The 11,691-nt window shown below is 71.0% G+C and carries 12 protein-coding genes and 1 pseudogene; 12 read left to right on the top strand and 1 reads right to left on the bottom strand.

Annotated elements, in window-relative coordinates; genetic code table 11:
* Positions 1–25 precede the first annotated feature (25 nt).
* From mltG to nusB, 10 genes and pseudogenes are all read left to right on the top strand, one after another.
* Positions 26–1,777: an endolytic transglycosylase MltG gene (mltG, locus tag ACFYXE_RS27510; protein WP_389316536.1), complete on the top strand. Its 1,752-nt coding sequence runs from the start codon at positions 26–28 to the stop codon at positions 1,775–1,777.
* The gene (locus tag ACFYXE_RS27515) at positions 1,774–2,604 is read left to right on the top strand and encodes a shikimate dehydrogenase (protein WP_361168931.1); all 831 of its coding nucleotides are present in this window, start codon (positions 1,774–1,776) and stop codon (positions 2,602–2,604) included. The genes mltG and ACFYXE_RS27515 overlap by 4 nt, the downstream gene beginning before the upstream one ends.
* A 167-nt stretch (positions 2,605–2,771) precedes the next feature.
* A complete protein-coding gene (aroC, locus tag ACFYXE_RS27520; RefSeq protein ID WP_389316538.1) occupies positions 2,772–3,956 on the top strand; it encodes a chorismate synthase in 1,185 nt (394 codons plus the stop codon).
* A complete protein-coding gene (locus ACFYXE_RS27525; protein ID WP_361168925.1) occupies positions 3,953–4,468 on the top strand; it encodes a shikimate kinase in 516 nt (171 codons plus the stop codon). The genes aroC and ACFYXE_RS27525 overlap by 4 nt, the downstream gene beginning before the upstream one ends.
* Positions 4,465–5,562, top strand: a complete 1,098-nt coding sequence (gene aroB / locus ACFYXE_RS27530) for a 3-dehydroquinate synthase (protein ID WP_389316541.1) — start codon at positions 4,465–4,467, stop codon at positions 5,560–5,562. The genes ACFYXE_RS27525 and aroB overlap by 4 nt, the downstream gene beginning before the upstream one ends.
* Before the next feature lie 151 nt (positions 5,563–5,713).
* A complete protein-coding gene (locus ACFYXE_RS27535) occupies positions 5,714–6,679 on the top strand; it encodes a Pro-rich N-terminal domain-containing protein (RefSeq protein WP_389316543.1) in 966 nt (321 codons plus the stop codon).
* A 102-nt stretch (positions 6,680–6,781) separates the two neighbouring features.
* Positions 6,782–6,883: pseudogene (locus ACFYXE_RS27540) on the top strand (excalibur calcium-binding domain-containing protein); the annotation flags it as partial.
* Between the two features lie 88 nt (positions 6,884–6,971).
* Complete coding sequence (locus ACFYXE_RS27545; protein WP_389316545.1) at positions 6,972–8,084, top strand: M24 family metallopeptidase; 1,113 nt, start codon at positions 6,972–6,974, stop codon at positions 8,082–8,084.
* Positions 8,085–8,141: 57 nt separating this feature from the next.
* Positions 8,142–8,708 (top strand): elongation factor P, encoded by a 567-nt coding sequence (gene efp / locus ACFYXE_RS27550; protein ID WP_361168910.1) that lies wholly within the window; start codon positions 8,142–8,144, stop codon positions 8,706–8,708.
* A gap of 2 nt (positions 8,709–8,710) precedes the next feature.
* Positions 8,711–9,145, top strand: coding sequence for a transcription antitermination factor NusB (nusB, locus tag ACFYXE_RS27555; RefSeq protein WP_361168907.1), 435 nt, complete (start codon positions 8,711–8,713; stop codon positions 9,143–9,145).
* A 176-nt stretch (positions 9,146–9,321) separates the two neighbouring features.
* On the opposite strand, the gene bldD is transcribed toward nusB, so the two are convergent.
* The gene (bldD, locus tag ACFYXE_RS27560; protein ID WP_030787240.1) at positions 9,322–9,822 is read right to left on the bottom strand and encodes a transcriptional regulator BldD; all 501 of its coding nucleotides are present in this window, start codon (positions 9,820–9,822) and stop codon (positions 9,322–9,324) included.
* Positions 9,823–10,046: 224 nt separating this feature from the next.
* On the opposite strand from bldD, the gene pyrR reads away from it, so the two are divergent.
* Entirely contained in the window at positions 10,047–10,619 is a 573-nt protein-coding gene (pyrR, locus tag ACFYXE_RS27565; protein ID WP_361168903.1) for a bifunctional pyr operon transcriptional regulator/uracil phosphoribosyltransferase PyrR, read from the top strand.
* 85 nt (positions 10,620–10,704) lie between these two features.
* Positions 10,705–11,691 (top strand): aspartate carbamoyltransferase catalytic subunit, encoded by a 987-nt coding sequence (locus tag ACFYXE_RS27570; RefSeq protein WP_361168900.1) that lies wholly within the window; start codon positions 10,705–10,707, stop codon positions 11,689–11,691.

Here is an 11,691-nt window from a genome sequence, read left to right on the forward strand (position 1 = left end):
CCGCCTCGCGGCATGTAGGGGATCGATGACTGAGTATGGCCGGGGCCCAGGCTCCGAACCGTGGCATCCGGAGGACCCGTTGTACGGGGACGGCGGATGGGGAGGACAGCAGCCCGCGGGCGGCACGTCCCCCTACGGCGGCCAGGGGCAGTACTACCCTCAGCAGCCGCACCAGCAGCAGCACCAGGCTCAGCCTCCGCACCAGTCCGCGTACGGCGAGGACTGGAGCACCGGCCAGCAGCAGGGCTACGGCCAGCAGTCGTACGGCGGGCAGCAGCAGTACACGGCCGACCCGAACCAGGGGTACGGCGGTGACCCCGGCCAGGGATACGGCGGCGGCCCCGCCCACGAGTACAACGGTGGCTCCGACCCGGGCCACAACGGTGGCTGGGACACCGGTCAGCAGGGTCAGGTCCCCTACGGCGGCGACCCGATGGACCCCTACGGCGGCCGGCACAACGCGTACGGCGCGGAGGGGCATGACTACTACGCCACGCCGGACGCCTACTCGCCGCCGGAACCGCCCGGCCGCCGCCGCCCGGGCGAACCGCCCGAGCCGGAGCACAGGACGGACTGGGATCCCGGCCCCGACCAGGGCGAACACGCCTTCTTCGCGGGTGACGCGGACGACGGCGACGAGGACGACCCGGGCCGGCGCGGTGGCCGCGGCGACCGGCGCGGCGGACGCGGCGGGAAGAAGCCGAAGAAGCGCCGCAGCGGCTGTGCCTGTCTGGTCGTCACGCTCGTCTTCGCGGGCGGACTCGGCGGCGTCGCCTACTTCGGCTACCAGTTCTATCAGGATCGTTTCGGCACGGCGCCGGACTACGCGGGCGACGGCTCGGGCACGGCGACGGTCGACATCCCCAAGGACTCCGGCGGCTACGCGATCGGGCAGAAGCTCAAGGAGGCGGGCGTCGTCAAGAGCGTCGACGCCTTCGTCTCCGCGCAGGGGAAGCACCCCGACGGGCAGTCCATCCAGGCCGGCGTCTACGTGCTGAAGAAGCAGATGTCCGCCGAGAGCGCCGTCCAGCTCATGCTCAACCCGAAGAGCCGCAACAACCTGATCATTCCGGAAGGCCGTCGGAATGCCTGGGTCTATGCCCAGATCGACAAGCGCCTGGAATTGAAGAAGGGCACCACGAAAACCGTCGCAGAGAAGGACTGGAAGACCCTCGGACTTCCCTCCTGGGCGAATACGGGCAAGGACATCAAGGACCCGCTGGAAGGATTCCTCTACCCCTCCAGCTATCCCGTCGCCAAGGGCCAGAAGCCCGAGGACGTCCTCAAGAAGATGGTCGCCCACGCCAGCGAGAAGTACGACGAGCTCGGCCTCGCCTCGAAGGCCAAGGAGCTCAGCCTGAAGGACCCGCTGCAGGTCCTGACCGTGGCGAGCCTGGTCCAGGCGGAGGGCAAGTACAAGCACGACTTCGAGAAGGTCGCGACCGTCGTCTACAACCGTCTCAAGCCCAACAACACCGAGACGTATGGCCTGTTGGACTTCGACTCGACGGTGAACTACCTGCGCGGCGAGTCCAAGCTCGGCACCGGTACGGTCGACGAACTCCGCAAGCTGGAAGACCCGTACAACACGTACAAGATCAAGGGTCTGCCCCCCGGGCCGATCGGCAACCCGGGCGAGGTCGCGCTGAATTCCGCGCTGCATCCCGCGAAGGGCAACTGGTACTACTTCGTGTCCGTCAGCGAGGACAAGACGCTCTTCGCCGAGACCAACGAAGAACAGAATCGAAACCGCGAGAAATACCTGAAGGGGCAATGAGCGCGCAGCAGCGAAAGGCCGCAGTCCTCGGCTCTCCGATCGCCCATTCCCTCTCCCCGGTGCTGCACCGCGCGGCATACGAGGAGCTGGGTCTCGGCGGCTGGGAGTACGACCGGTTCGAGATCGATGAGGCGGCGCTGCCCGAATTCATCGGGAAACTCGGTCCTGAGTGGGCGGGGCTCTCGCTGACGATGCCGTTGAAGCGCGCGATCATTCCGCTGCTCGACGAGGTCAGCGAGACCGCGGCGTCCGTCGAGGCGGTGAACACGGTCGTGTTCGGCGACGACGGGCGGCGCACCGGCGACAACACCGACATCCCCGGCATGGTCGCCGCGCTCCGCGAGCGCGGCATCGAGCAGGTCGAGTCGGCCGCGATCCTGGGCGCGGGCGCCACGGCGTCCTCCGCGCTGGCCGCGCTCGCGCGGATCTGCACGGGCCAGGTCGTCGCGTACGTCCGCAGCGACACCCGGGCCGCGGAGATGCGGGAGTGGGGCGAGCGCCTCGGCGTCGAGGTCACCACCGAGCCCTGGGAGGACGCCCGCGACGCGCTGACCGCCCCCCTGGTGATCGCCACCACCCCGGCCGGCACCACGGACACCCTGGCACCCCTCGTGCCCGAGCGGCCCGCCACCCTCTTCGACGTGCTGTACGACCCCTGGCCCACCGAGCTCGCGGCCCGCTGGTCGGCGTACGGCGGCGCGGTCGTCGGCGGGCTCGACCTCCTCGTGCACCAGGCCGTGCTCCAGGTCGAACAGATGACGGGCCGTACCCCCGCCCCGCTCGCCGCCATGCGCAAGGCCGGGGAACACGCGCTCGCCGCCCGGTAAAACGCAGGTCGGGCCCTGCTCGCACGGTGGTCGAGTCCGTCCGTCAGATGGACCGGCCGCCGGGATCCGCTCCCGGACGTGGGAGGATCGGAGGTGGCGGGCCAGGGCCGCGCACCCGGCCGCGCCGTCGAAGATCGCAGTTCGAGGCGCGAGCATGAGGAGCACCGTTGAGCAGGTTGCGTTGGCTGACCGCGGGGGAGTCGCACGGACCCGCGCTTGTGGCGACGTTGGAGGGTCTTCCCGCCGGCGTGCCGATCACCACGGAGTTGGTGGCGGATCATCTGGCGCGGCGTCGTCTGGGGTACGGGCGTGGTGCGCGGATGAAGTTCGAGCGTGATGAGGTCACGTTTTTGGGTGGTGTGCGGCACGGGTTGAGCATGGGGTCGCCGGTCGCGGTGATGGTGGGCAATACGGAGTGGCCCAAGTGGGAGCAGGTGATGTCGGCGGATCCGGTGGATCCTGGGGTGTTGGCGGATCTGGCGCGTAATGCTCCGTTGACGCGGCCGCGGCCGGGTCATGCCGATCTGGCGGGGATGCAGAAGTACGGGTTCGATGAGGCGCGTCCGGTGCTGGAGCGTGCGTCGGCGCGGGAGACGGCTGCGCGGGTGGCGTTGGGTGCGGTGGCGCGGTCGTTCTTGAAGGAGGCGGCCGGGATCGAGGTCGTCTCGCATGTGACGGAGCTGGCGGCGGCGAAGGCCCCGTACGGGGTGTACCCGGTGCCGGGGGATGTCGAGAAGTTGGATGCGGATCCGGTGCGGTGTCTGGATGCGGATGCCTCGAAGGCGATGGTCGCCGAGATCGATCAGGCGCACAAGGACGGGGACACGCTGGGCGGTGTGGTGGAGGTGCTGGCCTATGGGGTGCCTGTGGGGCTGGGGTCGCATGTGCACTGGGACCGGCGTCTTGATGCGCGGTTGGCGGCGGCGTTGATGGGGATCCAGGCGATCAAGGGGGTGGAGGTCGGTGACGGTTTCGAGCTGGCGCGGGTGCCGGGGTCGAAGGCGCACGACGAGATCGTGTCCACCCAGGACGGTATCCGCCGGACCTCGGGGCGTTCGGGTGGTACCGAGGGTGGTCTGAGTACGGGTGAGCTGTTGCGGGTGCGTGCGGCGATGAAGCCGATCGCGACGGTGCCGCGGGCGCTGGCGACGGTGGATGTGGCCACGGGTGAGGCGACCAGGGCGCATCATCAGCGTTCGGATGTGTGTGCGGTGCCGGCGGCGGGGATCGTGGCCGAGGCGATGGTGGCGTTGGTGCTGGCGGACGCGGTGGTGGAGAAGTTCGGCGGTGACAGTGTGCCCGAGACGCGGCGCAATGTGCGGTCCTACCTCGATCACCTCCAGATCCGGTGACCGGCCCGAAGATCGTGCTCGTCGGACCGATGGGCGTCGGCAAGACGACGGTCGGCGAGCTGCTGGCCGAGCGGCTGGGCACCTCGTTCCGGGACACCGACGCGGACATCGTGACGGCGCAGGGCCGGGAGATCTCCGACATCTTCGTGGACGAGGGCGAGCCGTACTTCCGCGACCTGGAGCGGGCCGCGGTCGCGGCCGCGCTGACCGGCCACGACGGCGTCCTCGCGCTCGGCGGCGGCGCCATCCTCGACGGGACGACGCGCGCGCTCCTCGCCGAGCACCCCGTCGTCTGCCTCGCCATGGACGTCGAGGAGGCCGTCCGGCGGACCGGCCTCAACCAGGCGCGCCCCCTGCTCGCGGTCAACCCCCGCAAGCAGTGGCGCGAGCTGATGGAGGCCCGCCGCCCCCTGTACGCCGAAGTCGCCCGCGTGGTCGTCACCACCGACGACCGCACCCCCGATGAGGTCGCCCAGGCGATCCTCGACGCACTGGAGTTGAAGGAAGCATGACGACGGAGCAGACCCCCACCCGTATCCACGTCGGCGGTACCGCCGGCACGGATCCGTACGAGGTCCTGGTGGGTCGACAGCTCCTCGGCGAGCTGCCCGGACTCATCGGCGACCAGGCCAAGCGGGTCGCCGTGATCCACCCCGAGGCGCTCGCCGAGACCGGCGAGGCGCTCCGCCAGGACCTGGCCGACCAGGGCTACGAGGCGGTCGCCATCCAGGTGCCGAACGCCGAGGAGGCCAAGACGGCCGAGGTCGCCGCGTACTGCTGGAAGGCCCTCGGCCAGTCCGGCTTCACCCGCAGCGACGTCATCGTCGGCGTCGGCGGCGGCGCCTCCACCGACCTCGCCGGATTCGTGGCCGCGACCTGGCTGCGCGGGGTGCGGTGGATCGCCGTACCGACGACGGTCCTCGGCATGGTCGACGCGGCGGTCGGCGGCAAGACCGGCATCAACACCGCCGAGGGCAAGAACCTCGTGGGCGCCTTCCACCCGCCCGCCGGTGTGCTCTGCGACCTCGCGGCGCTCGACTCGCTGCCGGTGAACGACTACGTCTCCGGGCTCGCGGAGATCATCAAGGCCGGTTTCATCGCCGACCCGGCGATCCTCGAACTCATCGAGGCGGACCCGGAGGCGGCCCGCACCCCCGCCGGTCCGCACACCGCCGAGCTCATCGAGCGCTCCATCAAGGTCAAGGCCGAGGTCGTCTCCGGCGACCTGAAGGAGGCGGGCCTGCGCGAGATCCTGAACTACGGACACACCCTCGCGCACGCCATCGAGAAGAACGAGCGCTACAAGTGGCGGCACGGCGCCGCGGTCTCCGTCGGCATGCACTTCGCGGCCGAACTCGGCCGTCTGGCGGGCCGCCTGGACGACGCGACGGCCGACCGGCACCGCACGGTCCTCGCATCGGTCGGTCTCCCGCTGACCTACCGCTACGACCAGTGGCCCAAGCTGCTCGAGACCATGAAGGTCGACAAGAAGTCCCGCGGTGACCTGCTGCGCTTCATCGTCCTCGACGGCCTCGGCAAGCCGACCGTCCTGGAGGGTCCCGACCCGGCCGTGCTGCTCGCCGCGTACGGGGAAGTGGGTCAGTAACACCCTTTTCGTGGCCTTCGGTTCCGGCCACGGGCACCTCTTGGCCTCCCCGGCCGTTCACACAACGGCGGCCGGGGACGGTACCGTTCGGTAACGGGCGGCCCGGCCGCCGCCCGACCAGCGTCAGTCGCACGAGACGGAGTGGCACCGGATGCAGCACGCAGTGGGGTCTCCGCTGCCGCCGCCCCACCAGCCGGGGCACGGACCCGCCACCGGCTGGTCGCCGGCCGCACACCACCCGGGCGCTCCGCCCCCCGGAGCGGTTCCGCAGGGAGCCGTGCCCCCGGGTGCGATGCCGCCCGCCCCCGGCTTCACGGGCGGCCCGCCGCCGCACACCGCGCACGCCCCCGGCCCGGCCCCGGTGCCGCACGCCCCGGCGGCCCCCCAGCCCCCGCAGCACGGCCAGCCGCCTCAGCACGCGCAGCATCCTCCGCAGGCCCCGCCCGGGCCGGGCCCGGTGCACCCGGCCCCGGACAGCACGGGCCACATCCAGCTGCCGCCCGGCGGCCCCGTGGTGATGCCGAGCCCCCCGCCGGGCACGGCCCAGGCCGACACCGGCGCCACGACGCTCGCCGTGCTGCTGATCGGCCCGGCCGGCGCGGGCAAGACGAGCGTCGCCAAGTACTGGGCCGAGCACCGCCGTGTGCCGACGGCCCACATCAGCCTCGACGACGTACGCGAATGGGTGCGCTCGGGCTTCGCCGACCCCCAGTCCGGCTGGAACGACCACTCCGAGGCGCAGTACCGCCTGGCCCGCCGCACCTGCGGCTTCGCCGCACGCAACTTCCTGGCCAACGGCATCTCCTGCATCCTCGACGACGCGGTCTTCCCCGACCGCCCGGCCGTCGGCCTCGGCGGCTGGAAGCGGCACGTGGGCCCCGGCCTGCTGCCCGTGGTCCTGCTCCCCGGCCTGGAGGTCGTCCTGGAGCGCAATGCCGAGCGCAGCGGCAACCGCCGCCTCACCGACGAGGAGGTCGCCCGCATTCACGGCCGCATGGCCGGCTGGTACGGCTCGGGCCTCCCCATCGTCGACAACTCCCACCTGGACGTCCCCGCCACGGCCCGCGTCCTGGACGACGTCCTGTCCCGGGCCATCGCGAGCCCGCCGCAGTGGTAGGGCGGGGCGCCGGGGCCGTCGGTCACGGTTAGGGCACCGACGCCCCGTTTCACCGGCGGATCCGGGTCCGGCGGGGGAGGGGCCGCGTCCTACGAAAACTGCGCCGCGGCCCGCGCCGCCGGCGCCGCTCCCGTGCACCGCGGCGAGCCCGGTTACGGACGGCACCTCGACCGGGACGGCGACGGAATCGGCTGCGACACCTGACCCGGCCGCGGCGGCGCCGACCTGCCCCGGCCGCCCGTCCGGACGCGCCCGCCGGGCCGTGCCGGGAGTGCGCTCGTAGGCTCGCCCCATGTCAGAGGTCTACGCGGTCCGCAGGGAGCGGGTTCGGGAGCGGTGTGCCGCCGCCGGTGGTGCGGCGGCGTTGGTCTCCCGGCCCGCCAACGTCCGCTATCTCGCCGGTGCGGCACCGCACGGCGCGGTGCTGCTCGTCGGGCAGGAACAGGAAGAGGACGTGCTGCTGTGCGGGCGCCCACCCGGCGACCAGCAGGGCGAGGGGCGGGCCGACGAGTCGCTGCGCACGCAGCTGCTGGCCGCGCCGGACGGCGACCCGGCCGTCGCCGGTGCCGGGCTCGCCGCCGCCCGGGGAACCGAGGTGCTCGCCGTCGAGGAGCACCACCTGACCGTGGCCCGGCACCGGGCGCTCGGGTCGGTCGCCCCGCGGCTGCGGCTGAACGATCTGGGCACGGCCGTCGAGCAGTTGAGGCTGGTCAAGGACGCCGAGGAGCTCTCCTGCCTGCGGATCGCCGCCGAGATCGCCGACCAGGCGCTGGGCGAGCTGCTCGAGTCGATCCTCGTCGGCCGCACGGAACGGCACCTCGCCCTGGAGCTGGAGCGGCGGCTCGTCGACCACGGCGCGGACGGACCCGCGTTCCCCACCGCGGTCGGCACCGGGCCGAACTCCGGCAAGGGCGGCCACCGGCCCACGGACCGGCGGGTGGAGGAGGGCGACTTCCTCTCCGTGTGCCTGGGGGCGAGCTACCGCGGATACCGGTGCGAGATCGGGCGGACGTTCGTCATCGGGACCACGCCCGCCGACTGGCAGATCGAGCTGTACGACCTGGTCTTCGCCGCCCAGCGTGCCGGTCGCGAGGCCCTCGCACCCGGCGCCGCCTGCCGTGACGTGGACCGGGCGGCACGTCACGTACTGGACTCAGCGGGCCATGCGGAAGCGCTTGCTCCGGTGATGGGACACGGGGTGGGGCTCGAAATCGACGAGGACCCGCAGTTGGCGCCCGCGGCCATGGGTAAACTGGATGCCTGCGTGCCGGTCACCGTCGAACCGGGGGTTCACCTCCCTGGCCGGGGTGGTGTCCGGATCGATGACACGCTCGTCGTGCGCCCCGAGGCGGACGGCGGACCCGAGCTACTCACCATCACGACCAAGGAACTGCTCGCGCTCTAGCGCGCGTGCGCCCCCGGGGTCGTCCACCAGTCAGTCAGTGCAGGAGATTCCGCAACCGTGGCTTCCACGAACGACCTCAAGAACGGCCTGGTGCTCAAGCTCGAAGGCGGCCAGCTCTGGTCCGTCGTCGAGTTCCAGCACGTCAAGCCCGGCAAGGGCCCGGCCTTCGTGCGCACCAAGCTCAAGAACGTGCTCTCCGGCAAGGTCGTCGACAAGACGTTCAACGCCGGCGTCAAGGTCGACACGGCCACGATCGACAAGCGCGACATGCAGTTCTCCTACATGGACGGCGACTACTTCGTCTTCATGGACATGGAGACGTACGACCAGCTGCACGTCGACCGCAAGTCCGTCGGTGACGCCGCCAACTTCCTGATCGAGGGCTTCACCGCCTCCGTGGCGCAGCACGAGGGCGAGGTGCTCTACGTCGAGCTGCCCGCCGCCGTCGAGCTCGTCATCCAGGAGACCGAGCCGGGCGTCCAGGGCGACCGCTCCACCGGTGGCACCAAGCCCGCCACCCTGGAGACCGGTCACCAGATCCAGGTCCCGCTCTTCATCACCACGGGCGAGAAGATCAAGGTCGACACCCGTGACAGCGGCTACCTCGGCCGGGTGAACAGCTAACCGTGGCTGCTCGTAACACGGCCCGCAAGCGCGCCTTCCAGATCCTCTTCGAGGCAGACCAGCGCGGTACCGACGTCCTGACGGTCCTCGCGGACTGGGTGCGCCACTCGCGGTCCGACACCCGGCAGCCGCCGGTGAGCGAGTACACGATGGAGCTCGTCGAGGGATACGCGGAGCACGAGCGCCGTATCGACGAACTCATCGCGCAGTACGCCGTCGGATGGACCCTGGACCGCATGCCGGTCGTCGACCGGAACATCCTGCGGCTCGGCGCCTACGAACTCGTGTGGGTCGACGGGACGCCGGACGCCGTGGTGCTCGACGAGGCGGTCCAGCTCGCCAAGGAGTTCTCCACGGACGAGTCGCCGTCCTTCGTCAACGGCCTGCTCGGGCGCTTCAAGGACCTGAAGCCGTCCCTGCGCCGGGACGAGGCGTAAGCGTCCTCGTACGTCATCGAGAGGGCCCGCAGCAATCCGCTGCGGGCCCTCCGACTTTCTCCGCGCCCCGTTCTCCGGGATGAATGGCCGGGAAATGCGAAAAAGCCGCCGGGGCGGCCGCGCCTTTCGGCTGCGGCCGCCCCGGCGGCACGTTTCTGCTGTTGCCCCGCGCGGGGTCAGACCTCTTCGTGGGCGACGGCGCGGCGGGCGTCCGCGTCCAGGACGCCCCAGCTGATCAGCTGCTCGGTCAGCACCGAGGGGGACTGGTCGTAGATCACGGCGAGGGTGCGCAGGTCGTCCTGGCGGATCGAGAGCACCTTGCCGTTGTAGTCACCGCGCTGCGACTGGATCGTGGCGGCATAACGCTGGAGCGGGCCGGCCTTCTCCTGCGGGACGTGGGCAAGACGCTCGAGGTCGAGGACGAGCTTGGGCGGCGGCTCGGCGGCACCGCCGGGCGCGGTGCCCGGAAGGAGCTCCTGCACGGGGACGCCGTAGAAGTCCGCCAGCTCGGCGAGGCGCTGCACGGTCACGGCACGGTCGCCGCGCTCGTACGACCCCACGACGACCGCCTTCCAGCGTCCCTGGGACTTCTCCTCGACGCCGTGGAGGGAAAGGCCCTGCTGGGTACGGATCGCGCGGAGCTTGGCCCCGAGCTGCTTGGCGTATTCGCTGGACATATAGCTCCCCGGACGCTGCGACAATCATGCGGCTCCGCCGCGTGGCTGGTAACTCACTGTGAGGTTACGCAGCGTTACTTGCCTGCGTCAAGCCGAAAGGTCCTTACCGCCCCTTCGGTGGAGGCCCGTGACGTGCTCCCTCTTGAGTACTGGTACTGTGGATGGCGCAATTTCGACGTCCTTTAAAGTCCGTCCCGTGAGGCGGAGAAGGAGGTCCGTTTCATATGGACACGCAGCACAGCAAAGACTCCGATGTCGCGCGCCCCGTTCTCGAGGGTCCGGACATCGCGCGGGTTCTGACCCGCATCGCCCACGAGATCGTCGAGCGCGCCAAGGGTGCCGACGACGTGGTCCTGCTCGGCATCCCCACCCGCGGCGTCTTCCTCGCCCGCCGGCTCGCCGAGAAGCTCGAAGAGATCACCGGACGCACCATCCCGGTCGGCTCCCTCGACATCACCATGTACCGCGACGACCTGCGCATGCACCCGCCGCGCGCCCTGGCCCGCACCGAGATCCCCGGTGACGGCATCGACGGCCGCCTGGTCGTCCTCGTCGACGACGTCCTCTTCTCCGGCCGCACCATCCGTGCCGCCCTCGACGCGCTGAACGACATCGGGCGCCCCCGCGCGGTGCAGCTCGCCGTCCTCGTCGACCGCGGCCACCGCGAACTGCCCATCCGTGCCGACTACGTGGGCAAGAACCTCCCCACGTCGCTGCGGGAGACGGTCAAGGTGCAGCTCGCCGAGGAGGACGGCCGCGACGCCGTGCTGCTCGGCGCCAAGCCCGCCTCCGCGTAAGACCGGTTTCCTCCCTCACGGGGCCAGGGGCACACCCCTGTGCGCCCGCGTGCCCGCAGACCTCCACACACCGGAGTACACGCAGATGATGCGACACCTCATCTCGGCCGCCGACCTCTCCCGCGACGACGCCGTCCTCATCCTCGACACGGCCGAGGAGATGGCGCGCGTCGCCGACCGGCCGATCAAGAAGCTGCCCGCCCTGCGCGGCCGCACCGTCGTCAACCTCTTCTTCGAGGACTCGACGCGGACCCGGATCTCCTTCGAGGCCGCCGAGAAGCGCCTCTCCGCCGACGTCATCAACTTCGCCGCCAAGGGCTCGTCGGTCTCCAAGGGCGAGTCGCTCAAGGACACCGCGCAGACCCTGGAGGCGATGGGCGTCGACGCCGTCGTCATCCGGCACGGCGCCTCCGGCGCCCCCTACCGCCTGGCGACCTCCGGCTGGATCGACGCCGCCGTCATCAACGCGGGCGACGGCACCCACCAGCACCCGACGCAGGCCCTGCTCGACGCCTTCACCATGCGCCGCCGCCTGGTCGGCCCCGACGAGGGCCTCGGCAAGGACCTCGCGGGCCGTCACATCACGCTCGTCGGTGACGTCCTGCACAGCCGCGTCGCCCGCTCCAACGTGGACCTGCTGCACACCCTGGGCGCCGAGGTCACCCTCGTCGCCCCGCCCACGCTGGTGCCGGTCGGCGTCGAGCAGTGGCCCTGCGAGGTCAGCTACGACCTGGACAGCGTGCTGCCCAAGTCCGACGCCGTGATGATGCTGCGGGTGCAGCGCGAGCGGATGAACGCCGCGTTCTTCCCCACCGAGCGCGAGTACTCCCGGCGCTACGGCCTGGACGGCGAGCGCATGGCCAAGATGCCCGAGCACGCCATCGTCATGCATCCCGGCCCGATGGTCCGCGGCATGGAGATCACCGCCGAGGTCGCCGACTCCGACCGCTGCACGGTCGTCGAACAGGTCGCCAACGGCGTCTCCATCCGGATGGCCGTCCTCTACCTGCTGCTGGGCGGCAACGAGCCCGCCGTCACCCACACCCGCCCCAATGATTCGGAGAACAAGTAA

This window comes from Streptomyces sp. NPDC002564, assembly GCF_042889645.1.
GTDB lineage: Bacteria > Actinomycetota > Actinomycetes > Streptomycetales > Streptomycetaceae > Streptomyces.

Coding starts and splice junctions, on each gene's coding strand:
- ACFYXE_RS27545 (WP_389316545.1), top strand. CDS start 6,972: ATGTCAGAGGTCTACGCGGTCCGCAGGGAGCGGGTTCGGGAGCGGTGT.
- aroB (WP_389316541.1), top strand. CDS start 4,465: ATGACGACGGAGCAGACCCCCACCCGTATCCACGTCGGCGGTACCGCC.
- pyrR (WP_361168903.1), top strand. CDS start 10,047: ATGGACACGCAGCACAGCAAAGACTCCGATGTCGCGCGCCCCGTTCTC.
- ACFYXE_RS27535 (WP_389316543.1), top strand. CDS start 5,714: ATGCAGCACGCAGTGGGGTCTCCGCTGCCGCCGCCCCACCAGCCGGGG.
- ACFYXE_RS27515 (WP_361168931.1), top strand. CDS start 1,774: ATGAGCGCGCAGCAGCGAAAGGCCGCAGTCCTCGGCTCTCCGATCGCC.
- ACFYXE_RS27570 (WP_361168900.1), top strand. CDS start 10,705: ATGATGCGACACCTCATCTCGGCCGCCGACCTCTCCCGCGACGACGCC.
- bldD (WP_030787240.1), bottom strand. CDS start 9,822: ATGTCCAGCGAATACGCCAAGCAGCTCGGGGCCAAGCTCCGCGCGATC.
- mltG (WP_389316536.1), top strand. CDS start 26: ATGACTGAGTATGGCCGGGGCCCAGGCTCCGAACCGTGGCATCCGGAG.